Genomic DNA, 24,839 nt, shown 5'->3' with positions numbered 1-24,839 from the left:
TTTGTAAAAATGAATTTAACCTGCAAAATTTAAATGTTATGATTGAAAAAATTAAGGAATTACCAGAAAATATGATTGGTTTTAAAACAGCTGGTCACGTAGTGAAAGGCGATGTTGATTTTGTGAAATCAGAAGTACGTCTTTTAATCGATGAAGCACAAAAACTAAACTATTTATTATTTTTTGACAACTCTCCAACTGATTTTGCTTTGGGTGCGTGGCTTCATGAATCTTTGCTAAGTTTTAAAAACATTACAAAATGGACAAGAGCTGCTATTGTAACAGACTGTCAGAGAATGATTAATTTCACTAAAGTTTTCAATACAATTATGCCGGGAGAATTCAAAGGATTTAAAAAAGAAGATTATATGCTGGCCGTAGACTGGACATCAGAAAAAATTGACTTGGATTAAACTATAAATAAAGATATTATGCATAAAGATTTAGATAATAAAGAAGCAGTAGAAAAAATAATTTCATTAGTAAAAGAAATTAAAACAGGAATTTTTGTAACTGAATTAACAAAAACACCTCTTCAATCACGACCAATGAATATTCAGGATATTGATGATGAAGGAAATTTGTGGTTTATTAGTTCTGCAAACAGTAATAAGAATTTTGAAATTTTAAAAGACAATCAGGTTCAATTGTTTTTTGCTAACAATGCAAGCTCACAATATATTTCGATATACGGTGCAGCGTCGATATACAAAGATCAGGCTATAATTGACGAATTATGGACGCCTGTTGCCAAAGCCTGGTTTGAAGAAGGCAAAAATGACCCAAACGTTACAGTTATAAAAGTGACTCCATCGGATGCTTATTACTGGGACACAAAAGACGGAAAAGTTATTTCATTGCTTAAAATGGCAGGATCAGCATTGTTTGGAAACACCACAGATATAGGTGTTGAAGGAAAATTAAAGCTATAAAAAAAGTGACTCGATTGAGTCACTTTTTTATGCATTTAAATCTAGCATTATCTATTAGAATTCAATTCATCAAGTACTTCTTTAGTCAGTTGCAGACTTTTCAATTTCGCCTGATGGTCGAAAATTGGACTGGTAATCATCAGCTCGTCAATTCGGGAATAATCGATGAATTTTTTCAAATCTATTGCCAGTTGCTTTTTACCTCCCACGAATGAACATGCCGTCATCTGATTGACATGAAAACGTTCTTCTTCGCTCATAATATCATCAAGGGAATCAACAGGTGGCTGAAGCCCTTTTCGGTCATTTCGAATTAAATTCAGAAACATCTGGTACAAACTTGTCGATAATTTTTCGGCTTCTTCATCTGTATCGGCAGCAATAATATTCACGCAGGCCATGGTTTTGGGTTTATCCAGAAATTTTGAAGGCTGAAAATTGTCGCGATAAAACTCAAAAGCCTGTAGCATCTGACGAGGTGCAAAATGCCCTGCAAAAGCATACGGAAACCCGTAAGAAGCCGCTAAGGAAGCACTTTCCATACTAGAACCTAAAATCCAGATTGGTACTTTTGTTCCTTCGGCAGGAAAAGCACGAACTTTTGCCGTCGCATTTTCCTCTGAAAAATACTCCTGAAGTTTAGAAACGTTTTGTGGAAAACGCTGAGCCTGTTCGAAGAAATCTTTTCGAATAGCTTCTGCAGTTGGCTGATCCGTTCCTGGCGCTCTCCCCAAGCCTAAGTCGATTCTGCCTGGATATAAAGTTTCCAGTGTTCCAAATTGCTCTGCAACGATTAATGGCGAATGATTCGGCAGCATAATTCCACCAGAACCAACACGGATATTTTGTGTCTGACTGGCAACATAACCGATTAAGACAACTGTTGCCGTACTGGCGACATGTGCCATATTGTGGTGTTCAGCAAGCCAGAACCTTTTATAACCTAAACGATCTGTTAGTTGGGCAATTTCTTTTGTTTTATTTAATGTTTCAGCTGCATTACTGTTATTATTGATAATAGCAAGTTCTAATATGGAGAGTGAAATTGGATTTTTCATGTAAAATAAATATCTTTTTGCAAAATTAATTTATTTGTTACGAATGCTAAATTCTTCGGTGTTAATAGATTTATAATGTTTGAAACCAAATTTATATTTTGAATTCTAAAGGCAAATGATTTAAAAACTAAATTTGTACTTCTAAAATAATATTTGATTTTAGCAACTTCCATAAATGACACACAAAATATTAATTATAGACGACGAAGAAAAACTGAGAAGTCTTTTGGCACGAATTATAAAATCGGAAGGATTTGAAGTTTTTGAAGCCAAAGATTTAAAATCAGGTTTTAAGAAATTGGAACAAACGGATATTGATGTCGTTTTGTGTGATGTGAAATTGCCTGATGGAAACGGTGTTGATTTTCTTCAAAATATAAAAGGAAGTTTTCCTTTAACGGAAGTTATTTTATTGACTGCTTTCGGAAATATTCCTGACGGTGTACAGGCGATGAAAAACGGGGCTTTTGATTATATCGTCAAAGGCGACGATAATGATAAAATTATTCCGCTTTTGTACAAAGCCGTTGATAAAGTTCAGCTACAGAAAAAAGTACAACAGCTTGAAAAACGTATCAGTGACAAATATTCTTTTGATACCATTATCGGAAAATCAAAAGGAATTGAACAAGTTATAGATTTAGCTAAAAAAGTTGCTAAAACTGATTCGACTGTTTTATTAACCGGAGAAACCGGGACCGGAAAAGAAGTTTTTGCGCAGGCGATTCATGAAAACAGCAATCGCGCAGGAAAATCTTTTGTGGCCTTAAATTGCAGTACTTTCAGCAAGGAAATTCTGGAAAGCGAACTTTTTGGTCACAAACAAGGAGCTTTTACGGGAGCTTTAAAAGATAAAAAAGGTTTTATTGAAGAAGCAAATGGCGGGACTTTATTCTTAGATGAAATTGGAGAAATGCCAATTGATCTTCAGGCAAAATTATTACGCGTTTTAGAAACCAGCGAATACATTCCGGTTGGTGATACGACTTCAAAAAAATCGAATTTCCGGTTAATTGCAGCAACAAACAGAGATTTAAAAGAAGAAAGCGAAGCGCATCGTTTCCGTTCTGACTTGTATTTTCGTCTGAATATTTTCGAAATAAAATTGCCTTCATTAAAAGAAAGAGTAAAAGATATTCCGCTTTTGGTTCATTTTTTCGTCAAACAATTTTCTGAAAAGACAAACAAAAAGACTTTATCTATTTCAGATGATTTTATTCAGAAATTAGAAAATTATTCCTGGCCGGGAAATATCCGTGAACTCAAAAATATTATTGAAAGATCGGTTATTTTAAGTAACAGCGAAACACTGACTTCTGATGTTTTGCCTTATGAAATGCAACATCAACAAGAAAAAAGTAATAAATCTATGTCGGCTTTTTCTATACAGAGTATTGAAAAACTGCATATTCAGAAGGTTTTAAATTACACCAAAGGGAATAAAGCGGAGACGGCTAGATTATTAGAAATTGGTATTGCGACGTTGTATCGAAAAATTGAAGAGTACAACCTATAGATTACATCCTGCAAGGTTTCCAAAACCTTGTAGGTTTAATTAATATCAAAATATTTAAATTTTTACATAGATACCTACAAGGTTTTGAAAACCTTGCAGGAATAAAAACCTTATCGTTTTAATAAAAAGCTTATCATTTTGATAGGCTTTTTTTGTACTTCATTCTTGGCACAAAACAATAATCTCTTATTCTACAACACTTTAGACAACTCTTGACTTTTTCGGAACATCTTTTGGCATAAGGAGGAAGAACATAAAAATTCCTTCTCATGAAAAATCAAGTTAATAAGATCTACAAACAAGCTGAGCGGTTCGCAGAAATTACCAAAAAATCTATTATATCTGGTAATATCGTTCGGGCTAAAAAATGTTTAGCTCTTGCTGAACGCCTATTTGTTAGCGGAAGTATCGAAACAAAAAATGCGATTTCAAACGTGTACATTTTCTCAGTTTCGTCTTTTATGGAAATGCGCCACTGCAATATTTCGCATCTTTTTCCGCAGACACTCAAAGCAGAATACATCAAACAAGTTAATACTTCAGGAGTATAAAAGTTTAATCGTTTAATCGTTTTCTGCAACAATCTGAAATCTAAATTCTAAAATAATTATGGTCACATTTCTTTTACTCGCACTGGCAGTTCTACTCTTTGCGATTTGTTTTAAATCAATTGAACTTTTTGAAAACATCTAAATCATGACAGCACTCTTTATTGTTTCCATCGCCGTTTTCTTGTATTTGGTTTACGTACTAATCAAACCTGAAAAATTCTGATTTGAGAAGTTCAGATTCTCAAATCCATTCACATCTTAAAAAATAATCTCAAAATTATGAATACAGAATTAATAGGAGTCATTGGAATTTTTATCCTGACAATAGTTTTAGCAATTCCTTTCGGGAAATATATCGCTAAAGTTTTCTTGGGAAATAAAACACTTCTCGACCCGATTTTCAATCCGCTTGAAAAATTTATTTTTAAAATAAGCGGAATCAATCCAGCTGAGGAAATGAACTGGAAACAACATCTAAAAGCACTCTTAAGCATCAATATGCTTTGGTTTTTTCTTTGCTTTTTTGTGTTACTATTTCAAGGATCATTATTCTTAAATCCGGATAATAACCCTAATATGTCGCCTGATTTGGCTTTTAATACGGCCATTTCGTTTTTAGTGAACTGTAATCTCCAGCATTATTCAGGTGAAAGTGGACTTTCTTACTTGTCACAACTGGTTTTAATGTTTTTACAATTCGTTTCAGCCGGAGTCGGAATCGCAGCGGCGGCAATGGTTTTTACCGCTATGCGAGAAAGAGCCACAGAAAAACTAGGCAATTTCTATAACTATTTTGTAAAAAGCTGTACTCGTATTTTATTACCGCTTTCTGCAATCGTAGCTATTGTTTTGGTTTTCAGCGGAACGCCAATGACTTTTGAAGGTAAAGATACAATTACCACTTTACAAGGCGACCAGATAGAAGTTTCCCGCGGACCTGCTGCTGCTTTCATCGGAATTAAACATATTGGTACAAACGGCGGTGGTTTCTTTGGTGCCAACTCAACGCATCCGTTAGAAAATCCAACTTATTTTACAAATGCGGTTGAACTTTGGGCACAACTTATTGTACCATTTGCAATGATTTTTGCGCTTGGATTTTTCTTAAACAAAAAGAAATTCTCTTACATCATTTTTGGTGTAATGACTGTTGGATTTTTACTCTTGGTAATTCCAACAATTTCATCAGAACTTAACGGAAACCCAGCCATTACAAAAATGGGAATTGCTCAGACAACCGGAGCAATGGAAGGAAAAGAAGTTCGTTTTGGTCCCGCAATTTCAGGTTTCTGGAGTATTGCAACAACGGTAATTTCTACAGGTTCTGTAAACAGTATGCACGATAGCGCGATGCCAATTTCGGGAGCTATGCAATTATTGGCGATGATGGTTAATGCTTTCTATGGCGGATGCGGTGTTGGTTACCTCAACTTTTACATTTTCATTATTTTGGCAGTCTTTATTTCTGGATTAATGGTAGGACGAACTCCTGAATTTTTAGGAAAGAAAATCGAAGCTCGGGAAGTCAAAATTGCAGCTTTTATTGCCATCCTTCATCCTTTATTGATTTTAGCAGGAACAGCTTTGGCTTCTTATTTTGCTGCGAATGATACTGCAATGGGTTACTGGTTTAGTGGAAATGCAACGGGTTGGCTTAACAATCCCGGAAACCACGGATTCTCTGAAATGTTATATGAATATACTTCGAGCGCTGCCAACAACGGTTCTGGTTTTGAAGGTTTAGGCGATAATAATCCGTTTTGGAATATTACTACGGGAATTGTTTTATTGTTAAGCCGTTTCATTCCGATCATCGGACCTTTGGCAATTGCAGGTTTATTGGCCAATAAAAAATACATTCCAGAAAGTGCAGGAACTTTAAAAACCGACACATCCATTTTCGGAATTATGATTTTTGCTGTGATCGCGATTATTGCTGCTTTATCATTCTTTCCCGCATTGGCATTAGGCCCATTGGCAGAGTATTTCACATTGTGAAAAATGTAAAATGTGAGATGTGAAAAGTAACCTAAAATCCAAAAAAAATAAATTCTACATTTTACATCTCACATTTTAAATCTTACACTAAAGTTACAAGCGGTTTTCAAGACTTTTAATTAATCCATAAATAAGTTTTCCTATGACATCTAATTTTCCAATTAATTGCTCGGATTCTTTTTCATTAAGAAAATCTAACTCTTTACTTAACAAGATTAAAGTATCAAGTTCTGATAGAGAACCTAGTGAAATATGTAAAAAATGGATAAATTCTTTTGTTCCTTTTCTTGCTGCTCCTTCAGCTATGTTTACAGGTACAGAAACTGAAGCTCTTCTGATTTGGGATGTGATTCCAAATTTTTCCTCCGCAGGAAATTGTTTTGTAGCTAAATAAATTTCTTTAACGAATTCGAAACTTTTAATCCATGAATTCAATTTTTGTGTGGTTTCATATTTTCAAGTAAATAATTATTTACAAAAGTAGGAATTTTCACGTTTTACATCTAACATTTTACATAAAGAAAAAAATGACAACTAATAAATCCACATCATTGTTTGAAAGTCAGCAGGTAAAAGAAGCTTTACTGCAGTCTTTTGTGAAACTGAATCCAAAAATGATGATTAAAAATCCGGTAATGTTTACCGTAGAAATCGGGACTGCGATTATGTTTGCGGTTTGTGTTTCCATCCTGATGGGCGCAAACGATCAGGGCAGTTTTATTTACAATTTAATTGTTTTCTTAATCTTACTCGCAACGCTTTTGTTTGCCAATTTCGCAGAAGCCATTGCAGAAGCACGCGGAAAAGCACAAGCCGACAGTTTAAGAAAAACACGTGAAGAAACTCCGGCAAGACAGATTCTGCCAAACGGAGAAATCAAAAGTATCAGTTCTTCCCAACTTAAAAAAGACGATATTTTCATTTGCGAAGCGGGTGATTTAATTGCTGCCGATGGTGAAATTATAGAAGGTTTGGCAACGATTGACGAAAGTGCCATTACAGGAGAAAGTGCTCCTGTAATTCGTGAAGCAGGAGGAGACAAATCTTCTGTAACAGGAGGAACAAAAGTCTTATCGGATAAAATCAAAGTAAAAGTAACTTCAGAACCTGGAGAAAGTTTTTTGGATAAAATGATTGCTTTGGTTGAAGGTGCTAGCCGTCAGAAAACGCCAAACGAAATTGCGCTAACGATTCTTTTAGCGGCATTTACGTTAATCTTTATCATAGTCTGCGTGACATTGAAACCGTTTGCTGATTATGCAAATGCGCCCATTACAATTGCTGCTTTTATCTCTCTTTTCGTTTGTTTGATTCCGACTACAATCGGCGGATTACTTTCTGCTATCGGAATTGCGGGAATGGACAGAGCTTTGCGTGCCAACGTAATTACCAAATCAGGAAAAGCAGTTGAAACTGCCGGAGATATTGATGTTTTGCTTTTGGATAAAACCGGGACTATCACAATTGGAAACAGAAAAGCAACCAATTTTTATCCGACAAAAGGAATTGCTTTTGACGATTTTGTGAAATCAGCTGTTTTAAGTTCACTTGCTGATGATACGCCGGAAGGAAAAAGTATTTTGGAACTAAGTAAGATGTTAGATGTGAATAGTAAAATGGAATCAGACATTTCACAATTTACAGAAAACATTTCACAAACTATAAAATTTACTGCTGAAACCAGAACTTCGGGTGTGATTTTAAAAGACGGAACCAACATTCGTAAAGGTGCGCAAGATGCTGCGAAGAAAATCGCAGAACAAGCCGGAAATCATTTTCCTGAAGATACAGCGCAACAAGTTATTACCATTTCGTCTAACGGAGGAACGCCATTGGTTGTTCTTAAAAACAATCAAATTCAAGGTGTTATCGAATTGCAGGATATTATTAAAACCGGAATGAAAGAGCGTTTTGAGCGATTACGCCGAATGGGAATCAAAACGGTTATGGTTACGGGAGATAATCCGTTAACTGCGAAATTTATTGCCGAGAAAGCTGGTGTTGATGATTTTATTGCCGAAGCAAAACCGGAAGATAAAATGAATTACATCCGCAAAGAACAAGCTGAAGGACGTCTCGTTGCTATGATGGGTGACGGAACAAATGACGCTCCTGCCCTTGCCCAAGCCAATGTTGGTGTTGCCATGAACAGCGGAACGCAGGCGGCCAAAGAAGCCGGAAACATGGTCGATTTAGATAATGATCCAACAAAACTTATTGAGATTGTCGAAATTGGAAAACAGCTTTTAATGACACGCGGAACCTTAACTACTTTCTCCATCGCGAATGACGTTGCTAAGTATTTTGCGATTGTTCCGGCACTTTTCATCACTGCAATTCCAGCACTTCAAGGTTTAAATATTATGCATTTACATAGTCCGGAAAGTGCGATTTTATCGGCGGTGATTTTTAATGCGATTATCATTCCGATTTTGATTCCGCTTGCGCTGAAAGGTGTCGAATATCGTCCGATTGGAGCGAGTGCGATTTTAAAACGAAATCTTTTGATTTATGGACTTGGCGGTTTGATTGTTCCTTTTATCGGAATTAAATTGATTGATTTAGTTGTAGCGCTTTTTATTTAGTGAAATGTGATTTGTAAAATGTAAAATGACGAAATCAAAAAACACAGACAACAATTTACAAATCACTTTTTACATCTAACATTTCACTTCTAACATTTTACATAAACAAAAAATGAAAAATATATTTTCTATACTAAAACTTACCGTAGTGACTTTAATTCTGTTTGCGGTTATTTATCCCTTATCTATTTATGGAGTTGCACAATTGGCTCCAAATCAAGGAAAAGGCGAAACGATTTCTGTTAACGGAAAAGTCGTTGGTTATCAAAAAATCGGACAGAAGTTCGATAAATCTAATTATTTCTGGGGAAGACCTTCGGCTGTTGATTACAATGCGGCGGGAAGTGCCGGAAGCAACAAAGGCCCGAGCAACGCTGAATATCTGGCTTTGGTTCAGAAACGAATTGATACTTTTTTAGTCGTTCATCCGTATTTGAAGAAATCTGAAATTCCAGCTGATATGGTAACAGCTTCAGGAAGCGGATTGGATCCGAATATTTCTCCTCAAAGCGCTTTGATTCAGGTAAAACGTATTGCTAAGGAAAGAAAATTGGATGAAGCTAAAGTAAAAACTTTGGTAGAATCTAAAATTAATACTGCGGTTGTTGGCCCTGAAACTGTTAATGTTTTGGAGTTGAATATTGCTTTGGATCAGTTAAAGTAATACGTTTTTAAACCCGACAGGTTTCTAAAACCTGTCGGGTTTGACGAAGCTTTACACACATTTTTGTCATTTCGACGAAGGAGAAATCGCACTCGAAACTTGACAATCTTTAGTGACAGACTAGTGCGATTTCTCCTTCGTCGAAATGACAAACAAAACGAAATTGAATCGAAACTGCAATTTAAAATAATACCTACAAGGTTTTGGAAACCTTGCGGGAACTAGAACGCCTTTTTACCCCAAATGCCCTAGCCCCGATAGTAGTGGAAATCCTTTTGGGCGGGGGTTCCGCCCAAAAGATTGAAACGGATAGCGGGATTAGCTCCTAAAAAATCTACTAAATATTAATTTAATTAAGAGGATGAGATTGCTTCGTTCCTCGCAATGACATATGAAAAAAATAATACTTACTGCTTTAATCGCTTTTGGTTTTAGCAATTTACACGCACAGTCAGCATCTAAAAGTCCATTTACGTTTTCGGGATATGTTGATGTTTATTACAGTTATGATTTTGCAAAACCTGAAAATCATACGCGTCCGGGATTTTTGTATAGTTATAATAAAAGTAATGAGGTCAACCTCAACCTTGGAATGGCAAAAGTGAATTATGCTAAAGACAATATCCGCGGGAATTTTGCCTTGATGGCAGGAACTTATGCCGAGTATAATATGTCGGCAGAACAGGATTTATTGAAAAATATTTATGAAGCAAATGTTGGTGTAAAGATTTCGAAAAATCATAATTTATGGATTGACGCCGGAATTATGCCTTCGCATATTGGTTTTGAAAGTGCGATTGGAAAAGATTGTGCAACGCTTACGCGTAGTATTCTTGCCGAAAATTCACCTTATTATGAAGCGGGCGTAAAAATTGGCTACACTTCTGAATCTGGAAAATGGTATTTGGCCGGAATGTATTTGAATGGCTGGCAGAGAATTCAGAAAGTAGAAGGCAATCAGACTCCGGCTTTTGGAACGCAGGTTACTTTTAAACCTTCGGATAAAGTGACTTTGAACTGGAGTACGTATGCTGGAAACGAACAACCAGATATCGATAAAAAATGGCGTTATTTTAATGATTTTTACGGGCAATTTAAGTTGAACGAGAAAACAAATATTACGGCTGGTTTTGATATTGGCTCACAGCAATCGGCTAAAGACAGTAATAAATACGATATTTGGTTTTCGCCAATTGTGATTTTGCAATACAAGCCGACAGATAAAATTCAGCTTGCTATGCGTGGCGAATATTACAGCGACGAAAAAGATGTTATCATCGCAACAGAAACTCCAAACGGATTTAAAACGTACGGATTTTCAGCTAACTTTGATTACTTAGTTTCTGATAATGTTATGTTTAGAATCGAAGCCAGAAATCTTTCGAGTAAAGATGAAATTTTCACAAAAAACAATCAGCCAACAGACTCGAATACATTTGTAACGACTTCTTTGGCGATTAGTTTTTAATATGTAAAATGATTTCTGTAAAATGCAAAATGGTCGAATACATTTCACATTTTACAGAAAACTTCTTACCCTCAAAACATGGAAAACGAAAATAACGCACAGCACTTTCTCGATTTGATTCAGAAATCACGAAAGGGAAAATTTAAAATCTACATTGGGATGAGTGCCGGTGTGGGCAAAACTTTCCGTATGCTACAGGAAGCGCATTCGTTATTGCGAAACGGAATCGATGTGAAAATTGGTTATATCGAAACGCATAATCGGAAAGAAACGCATGAATTATTAACTGGTCTGCCGATTATTCCGAGGCGAACCATTTTTTATAAAGGCAAGGAACTTGAAGAACTCGACGTTCAGGCCATTATCAATCTGCGTCCGGAAGTGGTTATTGTCGATGAACTGGCGCATACCAATATTGAAGGTAGCAAAAACGAAAAGCGCTGGCAGGATGTTCTGGAAATTCTCGAAGCTGGAATTAATGTTATTTCGGCTGTGAATATTCAACATATTGAGAGTTTAAACGAAGATGTAAAACGAATTACAGGAATTGATGTTCAGGAAAGAATTCCGGATAATGTTTTGCGTCTGGCGGATGAAGTCGTGAATATCGATTTGACTTCGGAAGATTTGATTGCACGTTTAAAGGAAGGTAAAATTTATACAGCCGATAAAATTCAGACCGCTTTAGCAAATTTCTTTAAATCGGAACAAATTCTACAATTGCGGGAATTGGCATTGAAGGAAGTTGCAAGTCAGGTGGTGCGGAAAGTAGAAAATGAAGTACCTCAGCTTCATGTTTTACGACATGAAAAACTTTTAGCCTGTATTAGTAGTAATGATAAAACGGCTAAAATTGTAATCAGAAAAGCAGCGCGTCTGGCGAGTTATTACAACGGAATCTGGTATGTATTATATGTGGAAACGCCCAAAGAAAGCACAACTAGAATTGCACTCGACAAACAACGGCATTTAATTAATAACTTTAAACTCGCTGTACAATTGGGCGCCGAAGTGATAAAATTAGAAAACGAAAATATTGCTAATGCAATCCTGACAACTGTAGAAGAAAAAAAAATTACAACTGTCTGCATCGGAAAACCGCATTTGAATTTATTTAAAGTAATTTTGTCTACAACAATTTTCAGGCGCCTGCTAAACAAACTTTCTTTATCAAACGTTGATCTTGTCATACTGTCTTAAAAAGTTTTAAACCATATAAGTTATATAAGTTCATTTAAATTAGAATCTTGAAGTTTAACCGCAAAGACGCTAAGATTTCGCAAAGCACGCTAAGATTAAAAAACTTTGCGACCTAGCGAACTTTGCGTAAACCTTTGCGCTCTTCGCGGTTAAAAAAACTAATATTTCCTTATATAACTTATGTGGTTCAAAAAAAATTAAATGTTTTTATAAAATGAGAATTAAAACCAAATTGAATCTGGGTGTTGGATTATTATTTTTAATGATCATCATTCTCTCGTTATTGAGTGCTTATTCTGTTTTCTTAATTAAGCAGGATACCGAGAATATTCTGAAATCCAATTACAATACGCTGGAATATTCACGAAATATGATTTCTGCTTTGGATGAAATTAAATTAGGTTCGAAACAGACAATTCAGAATTTTGAAAAAAATCTAGAGAAGCAAACTCAAAATATTACGGAGCCAGGCGAAAAACAAGCGACCGAAAAACTGAAAAAAAGTTTTGCCCTTTTAGCTAAAAATAATACTGATGAAACCGCAAAGGCTCAGATTCGTCAGGACATTTTTTCGATTATGAAGATCAATCTGGATGCCATCAAACAGAAAAGTGACATTGCTAAAAAAACGGCAGAAACATCCAATTTCTCTATTGCAATTGTCGGGACTTTGTGCTTTTTGATTGCTTTTAATTTATTGGTTAATCTTCCAAATAACATTGCGAATCCGATTAAGGAATTAACTTTTAGCATTAAGGAAATTGCTAATAAAAATTATTCAGAGCGTGTTCATTTTACCAGTCACAGTGAATTTGGGGATCTTGCCAAATCGTTTAATACCATGGCGCAAAAACTGGAAGAATATCATGACAGCAATGTGTATAAACTTCTTTTTGAGAAAAAACGTTTGGAAACGCTTATCAATAATATGAACGATCCAATTATTGGTTTGGACAACGAAGGAATTGTTTTGTTTGCGAATGATGAAGCGCTGAAAATTGTCGGTTTGAAATCAGAAGATATTATTGGAAAACTAACATCTGAATTGGCGGTTTCGAATGATTTAATTCGTTCTTTAATTCTAAAAGAAGATGAAACCCCGAAAAAACAGCCTCTCAAAATTTTTGCTCACGGAAAAGAAAGTTATTTCGAAAAGGAGATTCACAGTATCACCATAACTCCAACAGGCGAAGAAAAAGAAATCAACATTGGCGATGTGATTATCCTGCGAAATATCACGCTTTTTAAAGAACTTGATTTTGCCAAAACCAATTTTATCGCCACAGTTTCGCACGAATTAAAAACGCCTATAGCCTCTATAAAATTAAGTCTGCAATTGCTTGAAAATACTAAAACGGGCGAAATGAACGACGACCAAAAACAACTGGTTGAAAGTATTAAAGATGATAGTCAGCGATTACTGAAAATCACGGGCGAATTACTGAATTTATCACAATTAGAAACGGGAAATATTCAGCTGAATATTGAAAAAAGTAATCCATATGCAATTGTGAATTATGCCGTTGAAGCCGTAAAAGTTCAGGCAGATCAAAAGCAGATTCAGTTAATTATTGATGCTGATGAAAACCTAAAAGACGTTAAAGCCGACAATGAAAAAACAGGCTGGGTTTTGATTAATTATTTATCAAATGCAATTCGTTATTCATCTGAAAAAAGTACTATTCTGATTAAATTAAAAGAAGAAAACAATCAGATCGTTTTTCAGGTAATTGATACCGGAAAAGGAATTGATGCCAGATACAAAGACAAAGTTTTCGATAAATATTTTCAGATTCCGGGGAGTCCAAAATCTGGAACGGGATTGGGTTTAGCGATTAGCAAAGAATTTATTGAAGCGCAGAATGGAAGTGTTGGTGTTGAGAGTAATTTGGGATTAGGAAGTACGTTTTGGTTTACGCTTAAAGTATAACCAAGAATTGCTGTCTTTTTTAATTGATATTGATTTTTGTTATTGATATTGATATTGAATCAATTAATATTCTCTTAAGGTTGAATTAAGTCAAAAATAGTTTGGTAAATCGCTCGTTATCTTTGCAATATATAATGACAACGAAAATGTTTTATAAAACTATTTCTCTGGTATTTCTATTCGGATTATTTTCTGCAAATGCACAGCAAAATGATTCTATTACAAAAATTGACAGCACTTCTTCACATTTAAAATTCAATTACAAGCAATTAATTATTCCATCTGTGTTAATTGGTTATGGCGTAATTGGTTTAGAAAGTGATCAGCTTTTGAGTTTTAATTCGCAAATCAAAAAAGAAGTGACCGAAGATATTGACGAGAAAATCACTATTGACGATTTCTCACTATACGCACCTGCAGCTTCCGTCTACGCGTTGAATGCTTTTGGCGTAAAAGGAAAAAATAATATGCGGGATCGTTCCGTAATATTTGTGACGTCCTACGCAATCATGGCCACAACTGTTTTAAGCTTAAAGTCGATTGTTCATGAAGAAAGACCAGACGGAAGTTCGAACAATTCTTTTCCTTCCGGGCATACGGCTACTGCTTTTGCCGGAGCTGAATTTTTATGGCAGGAATACAAAGACAAATCCATTTGGTACGGAATTGCAGGTTATGCCGTAGCAACAGGAACAGGCCTTTTTAGAATTTACAACAATCGCCATTGGCTGACAGATGTGGCTGCCGGAGCGGGAATTGGAATTCTGAGTACAAAAATTGCGTACTGGATTAATCCATATATCACTAAAAAACTTTTTAAATCCTCTTCTGAAAACAAATCGACATCGATAATCATGCCTTTTTATAATGGCCAGCAATATGGGTTAGGTTTCGTTAAAGTATTTTAAACTTCAAATATATACTTTAAAAAATGCCTTGTTTTTAGCAAGGCATTTTTTTTGAATTTTGAAAAGTTCTATTCTTTTGGTTTTGTCAAATAATAAACAGGAATACCAATCAGCATAATTAAAATTCCCCAACCACAAGTTGAAAATTTTGTAATCAGTAAAGAAACACTGATCGCCGATGCCAAAACGATGTAAAGCAATGGTAAAAACGGATATCCAAATGCTTTGTATGGTCTGTCAGCATCCGGCATTTTTTTGCGTAATATAAAAATACCGTAGATTGTCAGGATGTAAAAAATCAAAACGATAATAATTACAAAGTCCAGCAAAGCCCCGTATTTTCCGGTAAGACATAAAGCAGAAGCCCAGATACACTGCGCCCAAAGTGCCCATGAAGGAACACTAAATTCATTTAGTACAGCCGCTTTTTTAAAGAACAAACCATCCTTTGCCATCGTATAATACACTCTGGCACCCGCCATAATCAATCCGTTGTTACAGGCAAAAGTTGAAATCATAATCATAATGGCAATAACTAAAGTTCCAATATCACCAAAAATATACTGAGAAGCCACTACTGCTACCCTGTCTGATTTTGCTGTTGCGATTTCATTCATCGGAACTACCGCAAGATACATCAGGTTTGTCAACACGTAAATAATAGTAACGATAAATGTTCCCAGAAACAAACTCAAGCCTACGTTACGTTTCGGATTTTTAATTTCTCCTGCAATAAAAGTTACACCCACCCAGGCATCGCTTGAAAATAACGAGCCTACCATTGCTGCAGAAATACCTGTAATCAAAGCTTCTCCACTAATAGGAAGCCATGAACCTTTTTCTGCATCATAAGTATGAGGTGTCCAGGCATCCGCCCAATTAGCATCCCAAACAGAAGCTTTTGCGGCAAGCGTTAATCCGAAAACGATTAAACCGAGTAAGGATAGTATCTTAATAATAGTAAGAACAGTCTGAAGAACTTTTCCGTTTTTTACACCTCTACTATTAATATATGTTAGCAAAACTATAGTAACAATAGATACGATTTGCGCCGCATTGAGTTTAAAATCGCCTAATTCAAATAATATATTTTCATCACTTAGAGGTTCATAAAGATAAGCCGCAAATTTTGAGAAAGCGACACCAACAGCAGCAATTGTACCGGTCTGAATCACGGCAAAAAAGCTCCATCCGTACAAAAAGGCGATTAATTTATTATATGCTTCTTTCAGATACACATATTGTCCTCCGGCTTTTGGGAACATGGCACTAAGCTCACCATAACTTACAGCGGCAATAATGGTAATTAATCCTGAAATTAACCAGATTAATGTCAGCCATCCTGCTGAACCTACTTGTCTGGCAATGTCAGCACTCACAATAAATATTCCGGAGCCGATCATAGAACCTACCACAAGCATGGTTCCGTCTAATAATCCGAGTTCTCTTTTAAAATTTTCCTGGTTGTTTTCCTGCATTTTTTTGGTTTTTGGTTGGTTAAAGATATACTTTTTTTAGAAACCTTTTAATAAGACAGTTTAGATTGTTAAGGTAAAAAACAAAGGACAAATTACATTTAAATTCACAAGAGAATAAAAAGAATTAAACAAAAGCAATTCGCTTATATTTTTTTTAAGTAGTGACAATTTAAGGCTTAAGTTTTGACGAAAACCAGTTTTGTGAAGGGTAAAAATTTTGAAGTGGCTTATTGTAATTATAAAATTGAAAGACTTATTCCAAAACACGGTTTACCTGCGAAAAAGTTCTTTCGTAATAAGGCTCTTTGGTTGAAGAAATGATAACCCCTCCATGAGTTGAGGAATGAACGAATTTAATTTCTTCATCAACAACTTCTACAACCATTCCAACATGATTGATTCGGCTTCTTCCGTTGGTCTTAAAGAAAATTAAATCCCCTTTTTGGGCTTCTTCGGGATTGACTTTTGTACCAACTCTGGATTGTTCTATAGAGCTTCTCGGCAGCTTAATATCAAAATTACCAAAAGTACAATACATTAGTCCTGAGCAATCAAAACCTGCTTTTGTAGTACCTCCTGAGCGATAACGCGTACCAATGTTTTCAGTAGCACTTACGATCAGCTGATCAACTAACTCTGGATAATTACTAACTTTTATTACTGTAGAGGAATCTTTCTTAACAGATGTATCATTTGTTGCAACAACTGAAGAGTTTACAGTGTTTGTTGTTTCCTGACTAGTCTTTGAAGCCTGCAGGTTATTTGCTTTTTCTTTGGAAGCAAGAATTTTTAGCTGATAACCAATAGGTAGTTTATTTTTGATTTCAGGGTTTTGCCTTTCTAATTCAGCTACGGTGATTCCGAATTCCCTCGCGATGGCGTATTTTGTTTCTTTTGGCATAACTTCCCTTGAAACTTCAACCAATTCTGATGGAGCATTTTCAATCGGCTGCTGCACTACTGAATTCCCGTTGGAAGGAATGACAATCTGTTTTCCAATTTTAAGCCCTTCCGTTTCTAATGAAGGATTGGCTTTTTTCAGATCTTCAACAGAGACTTTATATTTTTTTGATATTCCCCAAAGTGTTTCTTTTGCCAAAACCTCATGAGTACCGGGATTTGTCTGAGCAACGTCTTGATTGGATTTTATTTCCTGAGATGAATTAGAATTGGGAATTACTAAAACCGAATTTAATTTTAAAATTTTCGGCGCATCGGGATTGGCGTTTGCGATATCTTTTGGCTTAACACCGTATTTTTTAGCAATATTGTAAAGGTTATCACCTTTTGAAATGGTATGCCTGATGTAATTATCCTGAGAAAAAGCACTTACTGAAAAAAGCAAAAATATAAAGACAAATCTGAAAATCATTATTTGGGGAATTTTAATTTTCTATACTACTATCCCTTCTTAATTTTAAACTCAAAAAAGAAAGTTTTATTACCAAAAATGCGAATTTAACTTTTTAAAGTAAAAAACACACCTTTTTTAACAACAAATTTATTTTAAATTAGAAACCTGAAAATATTTTTGAATCTAATTCAAAGTTTTTGTGTGAGTTACCCTTTTTAGTAAAATCATAAAATTTAAATAAAAATTGTAGTGAAAATGGGAACTCTAGCCCGGATGGAAGGAGCATCCTTTTGTCCCGATAACTATCGGGACAAAAGATAAAACGTACAGCCGGAATAGCTACAAATAAAAAACGCCCTGTTCACAGAGCGTCCTTAACTAATATCAAATTTTAAGATTAAGCTTTTCCGGCAGCAATTAAGTTTAATGCAGAACCAGCAACGAACCACCCAATCTGACCTTCATTGTACGTATGGTTTGCTAAAATTATATCTTTTGAACCATCAGCATGAACAAATTCCAATGTTAATGGTTTTCCCGGAGCGAATTCCGTTAAATCAGTAAAATTGATTGTATCGTTTTCCTGAATTTTATCGTAATCTTCTTCGTTAGCGAAAGTTAATCCTAAAAGGCCTTGTTTTTTAAGGTTAGTTTCGTGGATACGGGCAAAAGATTTCACCAATACCGCTTTGACACCTAAAAAACGAGGTTCCATTGCCGCATGTTCACGAGAAGAACCTTCTCCATAATTGTGATCTCCCACAACGATAGACGGAACTCCTGCTGCTTTGTAGGCACGGGCAACCGCTGGAACGGCATCATATTGCCCTGTCAATTGATTTTTAACTGAGTTTGTTTTTTGGTTGAATGCATTTACAGCACCAATCAGCATGTTGTTTGAGATATTATCTAAGTGTCCACGGAAACGCAACCACGGTCCGGCCATAGAAATGTGGTCTGTTGTACACTTTCCGAATGCTTTGATTAGTAATTTAGCACCAGTAATATTTTGACCATCCCAGGCATCAAAAGGAGCTAACAATTGCAAACGTTCTGAAGTAGGGCTCACTACAACCTGAACTGCAGAACCGTCTTCAGCCGGAGCCTGGAATCCTGGGTCTTCGGCATAGAAACCTTTTTCCGGCAATTCGTCTCCAGTTGGCTCATCAAGCATTACTTCTTCACCTTCTTCGTTGATTAATTTATCTGTTAATGGATTGAAACCTAAATCACCGGCAATAGCCAAAGCCGTTACCAATTCAGGAGAACCTACGAAAGCCAAAGTATTCGGATTACCGTCTGCACGTTTTGAGAAGTTACGGTTGAAAGAATGAACGATTGTATTTCTTTCTTCTTTCTCTGCTCCTTCCCTGTCCCACATACCGATACATGGTCCACAAGCGTTGGCAAAAACTGTTGCTCCAATTTTATGAAAAGTATCAATAAATCCGTCTCTTTCGATTGTAGAACGGACGACTTCAGACCCCGGAGTGATTGTAAATTCTGCTTTTGTTTTTAAGTTTTTCTCAGCAACCTGTCTGGCTAAAGAAGCTGCACGGGAAATATCTTCATAGGATGAGTTGGTACAAGAACCAATTAAACCAACCTGTATTTGCAATGGCCAATTATTTTTGATGGCCTCTTCTTTCATCTTAGAAATTGGAGTCGCTAAATCAGGAGTAAAAGGACCGTTTAAGTGCGGCTCTAATTCTGATAAATTGATTTCGATAACCTGATCAAAATATTTTTCAGGATTAGCGTAAACTTCCGGATCCCCTGTTAAGTAAGAAGCTATTTTATCTGCAGCATCAGCAACATCTGCTCTGTTTGTAGAACGCAGATAACGGCTCATAGAATCATCGTAACCAAAAGTTGAAGTTGTAGCTCCAATTTCAGCTCCCATGTTACAAATGGTACCTTTACCGGTGCAAGACATAGCTGTTGCGCCTTCGCCAAAATATTCTACGATAGCACCTGTTCCTCCTTTTACAGTCAGAATACCGGCAACTTTAAGAATCACATCTTTTGGAGCTGTCCAGCCTGATAACTTACCGGTTAGTTTAACTCCAATTAATTTAGGAAATTTCAATTCCCACGCCATTCCAGACATAACATCTACAGCATCAGCACCGCCGACACCAATCGCTACCATTCCTAAACCTCCAGCATTTACAGTATGAGAATCGGTACCAATCATCATTCCGCCCGGGAACGCATAATTTTCAAGTACTACCTGATGAATGATTCCGGCTCCGGGTTTCCAGAAACCGATTCCGTATTTATTAGAAACTGACGATAGGAAATCGAAAACTTCATTACTTTGTGTTTTTGCCCTGGCCAAATCGGTAGCAGCATCTACTTTTGCCTGAATCAGGTGATCACAGTGAACCGTTGTAGGAACTGCAACTTTTGATTTACCAGCATGCATAAACTGCAATAAGGCCATTTGTGCCGTTGCATCCTGACAGGCTACTCGATCCGGTGCGAAGTCAACATAATCAACTCCTCTTCCAAAAGCTTTGGTTGGATTTCCATCCCAAAGGTGGTTATACAAAATTTTCTCTGTTAAAGTAAGTGGACGACCAACAATCTGACGTGCTGCATCAACACGGGCAGGCATGTTGTCATACACTTTTTTAATCATTTCAATATCAAAAGCCATAGTTATATATTAATTATGTTAGTGTAAATCAGCTTAAATTTAAGGATTTTATTATGGTTTATGCTAAAATAATTGTTAATACTATTATTTAAAACTATTCTATTTTTATTGAAAGGGAATAAATTGAAAATCAATCTAATATAATTATTTAGCTTTTAGAATAACCTATTATAATTGACACCTCCAACTTAAAAATTTGATTTAAAAAATCATCCAACAGTAATCCAACGGTAATCAAGCAGTGATAACAAGCGTTTAACCCGCAGTGAAGAAAGAATGAATATTACACGCAAATAACCAGTCCAAAATATAACAAAAAAAAAGGCAACCTATTACTAGATTGCCTCGTTTAAAAATTATGAAGTTGCTACTATTATAATTTAGTAGAGATTGGTTTGAATTTTGTTAAGTTGATACCTTCAACAGCAGCTTTATACTCTCCGATAGATGGCATTCTTCCTAAAATTGCAGAAAGTACAACTACTGGTGTTGATGCTAATAAAGATTCTCCTTTTTTACCCTCTCTATCCTCTACTACACGTCCCTGGAACAAACGAGTTGAAGTAGCTAATACAGTATCTCCTTTTTCAGCTTTTTCCTGGTTACCCATACATAAGTTACAACCAGGACGCTCTAAATACATAATGTTTTCGTATTCTGTACGTGCTGTAGATTTAGGTAAGGCATCTGAGAATTCGAAACCTGAATATTTTTGTAACATTTCCCAATCACCTTCAGCTTTTAATTCGTCGATGATGTTATATGTAGGAGCTGCAACTACTAAAGGTGCGTTGAATTTAACTTCCCCATTTTGTTTTTCTACATTACGTAACATTTGAGAAACAATTTTTAAATCGTCTTTATGAACCATACAAGAACCTACGAAACCTAAATCTACTTTTTTATCTGTTCCATAGAAAGATAATTCGCGAATGGTATCGTGTGTATAACGTTTAGAAACATCAACATTGTTAACGTCTGGGTCAGCAATCATTGGTTCTTCGATTAAATCTAAATCGATAACAACTTCAGCATAGTATTTTGCATTATCATCCGGAGTTAATGCTGGTTTAGCACCTGTTTTAATTTCCTCGATACGCTTGTTTGCTTTATCAATTAAACCTTGTAAAACCTGGTTTTTGTTGTCCATACCTTTATCAATCATGATTTGGATACGAGACTTAGCAATTTCTAAGGATTGAATTAATGTTTGGTCCTGAGAAATACAGATAGAAGCTTTCGCTTTCATTTCTGCTGTCCAGTCTGTAAATGTAAACGCCTGGTCAGCTAATAAAGTTCCGATATGAACCTCAATAATACGTCCCTGGAAAACGTTCTCACCATCAAATTGCTTCAACATTTGAGATTGCGTCGCATGAACTACATCACGGAAATCCATGTGTTGTTTCATCTCTCCTTTAAAAGTAACTTTTACAGATTCCGGAATTGGCATAGAAGCTTCACCTGTTGCTAAAGCTAAAGCTACAGTTCCTGAATCGGCACCGAAAGCAACCCCTTTAGACATACGTGTATGTGAATCTCCACCGATGATAATTGCCCACTCATCAATTGTAATATCATTTAACACTTTATGAATAACGTCCGTCATTGAATGATATTCCCCTTTAGGATCTCTAGCTGTAATAACACCGAAATCATTCATGAACTTCATTAATTTAGGAATATTAGCTTGCGCTTTTTTGTCCCAAACTGAAGCCGTGTGACATCCTGACTGGTAAGCACCATCAACAATTGGAGAAATAACTGTAGCAGCCATCGACTCTAATTCCTGAGCAGTCATCAAACCTGTAGTATCCTGGGAACCTACGATATTAACTTTCACACGTACGTCTGATCCTGCATGTAATGTTTTACCTGGAGTTACACCAACTGCATTTTTGTTGAAGATTTTTTCAACAGCAGTTAATCCCTGACCTTCTATAGAAACTTCTTTAGCTGGTGCAAATACTGTTGGAGCAGTAACTCCTAAAGCTTGCGCAGCAAATGTTTGGATTTTTTTACCAAAAACGATAGCATAAGATCCACCCGCTTTGATAAACTCTAATTTTTGAGGAGTGAAAGATTTAGAAATATCTTTTAATTCTTTCTCACCGTTGTATAATTTTTTAGTTTTTGTATTGATTGTCAATACAGTTCCAGTAGCTACAGAATAAACTTCTTCTAAAACAGGATCACCAGCTTCGTTACGAACTACGTTTCCTTCTGCATCTGTTTTCTTTACCCAGTTTTGTAAGTCGATACCGATACCACCCGTCACGTCAACAGTAGTTAAGAAGATTGGTGAAATTCCGTTAGTACCTGCTACGATTGGAGCAATGTTCACGAAAGGAATGTACGGAGATGCTTGTTTACCTGTCCATAATGCCACGTTGTTCACACCTGACATACGAGAAGATCCAACTCCCATTGTTCCTTTTTCAGCGATTAACATAACCGAAGCATCTGGATACTGTGCCTGCAATGCTTTAATTTCTGCCTGAGCTTCAGGAGTGATCATACATTTTCCATGTAATTCACGGTCAGAACGAGAGTGTGCCTGGTTACCTGGAGATAATAAATCAGTAGAGATATCCCCTTCTGCAGCGATGTAAGTAACCACTTTAATTTCTTCAGCAACTTCTGGTAATTTTGTAAAAAATTCAGCTTTTGCGTAGCTTTCTAAAATTTCTTTTGCAATTGTGTTACCAGCGCTGTAAGCTTGTGCTAAGCGAGCTGTATCAGCATCATATAAATAAACCTGAGTTTTTAAAACTTCAGCCGCTTGTTTAGCAATTACAGTATCACTACCTAAAGCTAAATCAAGAAGTACTTCAATAGAAGGTCCCCCTTTCATATGTGACAATAATTCGAAGGCAAAAGCAGGTGTAATTTCTTTTACTTCAGATTCACCAAGAATGATTTCTTTTAAAAACTTAGCTTTCTCACCTGCTGCACTGGTGGTCCCAGGCAAAGTGTTGTAAATAAAAAACTTAAGAGAGTCCTCTCTGTGTTCATTATTTAAATCTTTAATTTGCGCAATGATTTCGCTTAGTAATTCCGCACCATCAATAGGCTTCGGATGAAGACCCTGGGCTTTTCTTTCTTCAATCTCTTGAATGTAATCCTTGTAAATATTCATAATAGAAGTCTTTATAAATAGGTATTTTTATTTTTTTTGCACGCAAATTTAGGAATTAAAGCTGAGAATTAAAAAAAATATAATGTATGGCGCTTTTTTAAAAATTATTATTGCAAAAAAACAATTATCAGCCTTAAAAACTGATAAAAAATCATTTTTCGGATCGAAAAATAAATTATCAATAATTTAAAAACTTTTCTTTAACAAAGTAAAAATTTAATGTTATAAAGAAAATCAGTTTTCACTTCTATTTTAAAGAAGAAATCTTCTAAATAAGTATTTATAACGTTATAGTTTTAATCACCAGCTTCTTCTTATAAGTAAAACTACTTATTTAAAATCCGAAATTTTCACATACAAAAAAGCCAAACTGATTTGGTCAGCATGGCTAGTAATGCAATCTAAATCTTACTTACATCAACTTCTGGATAATTACTTCTTCTGTAATTCCTTCTGCATCTGCTTTATAATTTTTGATAATCCTGTGACGTAAGATTCCGGTTGCCACTGCTTTTACATCTTCAATATCGGGTGAAAATTTGCCGTTAAAAGCAGCATGTGCTTTGGCTGCTAAAATTAAATTTTGAGAAGCTCTTGGGCCTGCTCCCCAATCCAGATAATTTTTAACAAAATCATTAGTCAGGCTATTATCAGGACGTGTTTTACTAACAAGTGTCACTGCATATTCAATGACATTATCTGCTACTGGAATTCTACGGATCAAATGCTGGAAGTCTATTATCTCCTGAGCTGTAAACAACGGATTTATTTTAGTTTTCACATCTGAAGTAGTTTGTTTAACAACCTGAACTTCTTCTTCGAATGTTGGATATTCTAATTTTATAGCAAACATAAAACGGTCTAACTGAGCTTCCGGTAAAGGATATGTTCCTTCCTGCTCAATTGGGTTTTGGGTCGCCAATACAAAATAAGGTAAATCTAATTTATAGTTATGCCCAGCAATTGTTACAGACCGTTCCTGCATTGCTTCTAATAATGCAGCCTGAGTTTTTGGTGGAGTTCTGTTGATCTCATCAGCTAGAATGATGTTGGAAAAAATCGGTCCTTTGATAAACTTAAACTGTCGGTTTTCATCCAGAATTTCACTTCCTAAAATATCCGAAGGCATTAAATCCGGTGTAAACTGAATTCTTTTAAAATCCAGCCCCAAAGCCTGAGACAAAGTATTAATCATTAAAGTTTTCGCCAAACCAGGAACCCCAATTAAAAGTGCGTGTCCTCCTGAAAATATGCAAAGTAAAATTTGATCTACAACGGCATCCTGCCCTACAATGATTTTTGCTATCTCGGTTTTTAATTCGTTTCTTTTTTGAACTAAATTATGAATTGCTGCTACGTCAGACATTTATGAATATATTTTAAATTAAAAAGAGTT

The 24,839-nt window shown here is 35.7% G+C and carries 19 protein-coding genes; 12 read left to right on the top strand and 7 right to left on the bottom strand.

Going from position 1 to position 24,839, the window contains the following annotated elements; translation table 11 throughout:
* The first annotated feature begins 38 nt into the window (after positions 1-38).
* Both OZP09_RS17425 and OZP09_RS17420 read left to right on the top strand, forming a co-directional pair.
* Entirely contained in the window at positions 39-413 is a 375-nt protein-coding gene (locus tag OZP09_RS17425) for a SpoIIAA family protein (protein WP_025571934.1), read from the top strand.
* An 18-nt stretch (positions 414-431) separates the two neighbouring features.
* Positions 432-932 carry a pyridoxamine 5'-phosphate oxidase family protein gene (locus OZP09_RS17420; RefSeq protein WP_269234949.1) on the top strand — a complete coding sequence of 167 codons (501 nt, stop codon included), beginning with the start codon at positions 432-434 and terminating at the stop codon, positions 930-932.
* A gap of 47 nt (positions 933-979) precedes the next feature.
* On the opposite strand, the gene OZP09_RS17415 is transcribed toward OZP09_RS17420, so the two are convergent.
* On the bottom strand, positions 980-1,990 hold the full coding sequence (locus OZP09_RS17415; RefSeq protein WP_269234948.1) for an LLM class flavin-dependent oxidoreductase: 1,011 nt from the start codon (positions 1,988-1,990) through the stop codon (positions 980-982).
* 175 nt (positions 1,991-2,165) lie between these two features.
* On the opposite strand from OZP09_RS17415, the gene OZP09_RS17410 reads away from it, so the two are divergent.
* The 4 genes from OZP09_RS17410 to kdpA all read left to right on the top strand — a co-directional run bounded on the left by OZP09_RS17410 (position 2,166) and on the right by kdpA (position 6,055).
* Positions 2,166-3,506, top strand: coding sequence for a sigma-54-dependent transcriptional regulator (locus tag OZP09_RS17410; protein ID WP_269234947.1), 1,341 nt, complete (start codon positions 2,166-2,168; stop codon positions 3,504-3,506).
* A gap of 269 nt (positions 3,507-3,775) precedes the next feature.
* Positions 3,776-4,057: a DUF7674 family protein gene (locus OZP09_RS17405; RefSeq protein WP_281309733.1), complete on the top strand. Its 282-nt coding sequence runs from the start codon at positions 3,776-3,778 to the stop codon at positions 4,055-4,057.
* A 145-nt stretch (positions 4,058-4,202) separates the two neighbouring features.
* Positions 4,203-4,280, top strand: a complete 78-nt coding sequence (gene kdpF, locus OZP09_RS17400; protein WP_269237904.1) for a K(+)-transporting ATPase subunit F — start codon at positions 4,203-4,205, stop codon at positions 4,278-4,280.
* A 56-nt stretch (positions 4,281-4,336) separates the two neighbouring features.
* Positions 4,337-6,055 (top strand): potassium-transporting ATPase subunit KdpA, encoded by a 1,719-nt coding sequence (kdpA, locus tag OZP09_RS17395; RefSeq protein WP_269234946.1) that lies wholly within the window; start codon positions 4,337-4,339, stop codon positions 6,053-6,055.
* Positions 6,056-6,148: 93 nt separating this feature from the next.
* Here kdpA and OZP09_RS17390 read toward each other — a convergent pair whose 3' ends face one another.
* Positions 6,149-6,490: a four helix bundle protein gene (locus OZP09_RS17390; protein ID WP_269234945.1), complete on the bottom strand. Its 342-nt coding sequence runs from the start codon at positions 6,488-6,490 to the stop codon at positions 6,149-6,151.
* Positions 6,491-6,582: 92 nt separating this feature from the next.
* Here OZP09_RS17390 and kdpB point away from each other — a divergent pair, with 92 nt between their 5' ends.
* The 6 genes from kdpB (at position 6,583) to OZP09_RS17360 (ending at position 14,810) form a co-directional block, all read left to right on the top strand.
* Entirely contained in the window at positions 6,583-8,640 is a 2,058-nt protein-coding gene (gene kdpB, locus OZP09_RS17385) for a potassium-transporting ATPase subunit KdpB (RefSeq protein WP_269234944.1), read from the top strand.
* 112 nt (positions 8,641-8,752) lie between these two features.
* Positions 8,753-9,304 carry a K(+)-transporting ATPase subunit C gene (locus OZP09_RS17380; protein ID WP_269234943.1) on the top strand — a complete coding sequence of 184 codons (552 nt, stop codon included), beginning with the start codon at positions 8,753-8,755 and terminating at the stop codon, positions 9,302-9,304.
* A 391-nt stretch (positions 9,305-9,695) separates the two neighbouring features.
* Entirely contained in the window at positions 9,696-10,772 is a 1,077-nt protein-coding gene (locus OZP09_RS17375) for a porin (RefSeq protein WP_269234942.1), read from the top strand.
* 78 nt (positions 10,773-10,850) lie between these two features.
* Positions 10,851-11,972 carry a sensor protein KdpD gene (locus OZP09_RS17370; RefSeq protein WP_281309732.1) on the top strand — a complete coding sequence of 374 codons (1,122 nt, stop codon included), beginning with the start codon at positions 10,851-10,853 and terminating at the stop codon, positions 11,970-11,972.
* Positions 11,973-12,186: 214 nt separating this feature from the next.
* Complete coding sequence (locus OZP09_RS17365; protein ID WP_281309731.1) at positions 12,187-13,902, top strand: sensor histidine kinase; 1,716 nt, start codon at positions 12,187-12,189, stop codon at positions 13,900-13,902.
* Between the two features lie 146 nt (positions 13,903-14,048).
* Positions 14,049-14,810, top strand: a complete 762-nt coding sequence (locus OZP09_RS17360; RefSeq protein WP_269234941.1) for a phosphatase PAP2 family protein — start codon at positions 14,049-14,051, stop codon at positions 14,808-14,810.
* 68 nt (positions 14,811-14,878) lie between these two features.
* On the opposite strand, the gene OZP09_RS17355 is transcribed toward OZP09_RS17360, so the two are convergent.
* The 5 genes from OZP09_RS17355 to OZP09_RS17335 all read right to left on the bottom strand — a co-directional run bounded on the left by OZP09_RS17355 (position 14,879) and on the right by OZP09_RS17335 (position 24,809).
* Positions 14,879-16,288 carry an APC family permease gene (locus tag OZP09_RS17355; protein WP_281309730.1) on the bottom strand — a complete coding sequence of 470 codons (1,410 nt, stop codon included), beginning with the start codon at positions 16,286-16,288 and terminating at the stop codon, positions 14,879-14,881.
* Positions 16,289-16,541: 253 nt separating this feature from the next.
* Positions 16,542-17,660 carry a C40 family peptidase gene (locus tag OZP09_RS17350; RefSeq protein WP_269234940.1) on the bottom strand — a complete coding sequence of 373 codons (1,119 nt, stop codon included), beginning with the start codon at positions 17,658-17,660 and terminating at the stop codon, positions 16,542-16,544.
* 379 nt (positions 17,661-18,039) lie between these two features.
* Entirely contained in the window at positions 18,040-20,304 is a 2,265-nt protein-coding gene (locus OZP09_RS17345) for an aconitate hydratase (RefSeq protein ID WP_281309729.1), read from the bottom strand.
* 373 nt (positions 20,305-20,677) lie between these two features.
* Positions 20,678-23,443 (bottom strand): bifunctional aconitate hydratase 2/2-methylisocitrate dehydratase, encoded by a 2,766-nt coding sequence (locus tag OZP09_RS17340; protein WP_269234939.1) that lies wholly within the window; start codon positions 23,441-23,443, stop codon positions 20,678-20,680.
* Positions 23,444-23,855: 412 nt separating this feature from the next.
* A complete protein-coding gene (locus OZP09_RS17335) occupies positions 23,856-24,809 on the bottom strand; it encodes an AAA family ATPase (protein WP_269234938.1) in 954 nt (317 codons plus the stop codon).
* Positions 24,810-24,839 lie beyond the last annotated feature (30 nt).

Origin of the sequence: Flavobacterium flavigenum (assembly GCF_027111255.2) — a bacterium.
Lineage (GTDB): Bacteria > Bacteroidota > Bacteroidia > Flavobacteriales > Flavobacteriaceae > Flavobacterium > Flavobacterium flavigenum.
This window is presented reverse-complemented; position numbering and strand designations above follow the sequence as displayed.

What these genes read in the sequence shown, in the direction of transcription:
- OZP09_RS17425 (WP_025571934.1), top strand. Translation starts at nt 39, where the DNA reads ATGATTGAAAAAATTAAGGAATTACCAGAAAATATGATTGGTTTTAAA.
- OZP09_RS17420 (WP_269234949.1), top strand. Translation starts at nt 432, where the DNA reads ATGCATAAAGATTTAGATAATAAAGAAGCAGTAGAAAAAATAATTTCA.
- OZP09_RS17415 (WP_269234948.1), bottom strand. Translation starts at nt 1,990, where the DNA reads ATGAAAAATCCAATTTCACTCTCCATATTAGAACTTGCTATTATCAAT.
- OZP09_RS17410 (WP_269234947.1), top strand. Translation starts at nt 2,166, where the DNA reads ATGACACACAAAATATTAATTATAGACGACGAAGAAAAACTGAGAAGT.
- OZP09_RS17405 (WP_281309733.1), top strand. Translation starts at nt 3,776, where the DNA reads ATGAAAAATCAAGTTAATAAGATCTACAAACAAGCTGAGCGGTTCGCA.
- kdpF (WP_269237904.1), top strand. Translation starts at nt 4,203, where the DNA reads ATGACAGCACTCTTTATTGTTTCCATCGCCGTTTTCTTGTATTTGGTT.
- kdpA (WP_269234946.1), top strand. Translation starts at nt 4,337, where the DNA reads ATGAATACAGAATTAATAGGAGTCATTGGAATTTTTATCCTGACAATA.
- kdpB (WP_269234944.1), top strand. Translation starts at nt 6,583, where the DNA reads ATGACAACTAATAAATCCACATCATTGTTTGAAAGTCAGCAGGTAAAA.
- OZP09_RS17380 (WP_269234943.1), top strand. Translation starts at nt 8,753, where the DNA reads ATGAAAAATATATTTTCTATACTAAAACTTACCGTAGTGACTTTAATT.
- OZP09_RS17375 (WP_269234942.1), top strand. Translation starts at nt 9,696, where the DNA reads ATGAAAAAAATAATACTTACTGCTTTAATCGCTTTTGGTTTTAGCAAT.
- OZP09_RS17370 (WP_281309732.1), top strand. Translation starts at nt 10,851, where the DNA reads ATGGAAAACGAAAATAACGCACAGCACTTTCTCGATTTGATTCAGAAA.
- OZP09_RS17365 (WP_281309731.1), top strand. Translation starts at nt 12,187, where the DNA reads ATGAGAATTAAAACCAAATTGAATCTGGGTGTTGGATTATTATTTTTA.
- OZP09_RS17360 (WP_269234941.1), top strand. Translation starts at nt 14,049, where the DNA reads ATGTTTTATAAAACTATTTCTCTGGTATTTCTATTCGGATTATTTTCT.
- OZP09_RS17355 (WP_281309730.1), bottom strand. Translation starts at nt 16,288, where the DNA reads ATGCAGGAAAACAACCAGGAAAATTTTAAAAGAGAACTCGGATTATTA.
- OZP09_RS17350 (WP_269234940.1), bottom strand. Translation starts at nt 17,660, where the DNA reads ATGATTTTCAGATTTGTCTTTATATTTTTGCTTTTTTCAGTAAGTGCT.
- OZP09_RS17345 (WP_281309729.1), bottom strand. Translation starts at nt 20,304, where the DNA reads ATGGCTTTTGATATTGAAATGATTAAAAAAGTGTATGACAACATGCCT.
- OZP09_RS17340 (WP_269234939.1), bottom strand. Translation starts at nt 23,443, where the DNA reads ATGAATATTTACAAGGATTACATTCAAGAGATTGAAGAAAGAAAAGCC.
- OZP09_RS17335 (WP_269234938.1), bottom strand. Translation starts at nt 24,809, where the DNA reads ATGTCTGACGTAGCAGCAATTCATAATTTAGTTCAAAAAAGAAACGAA.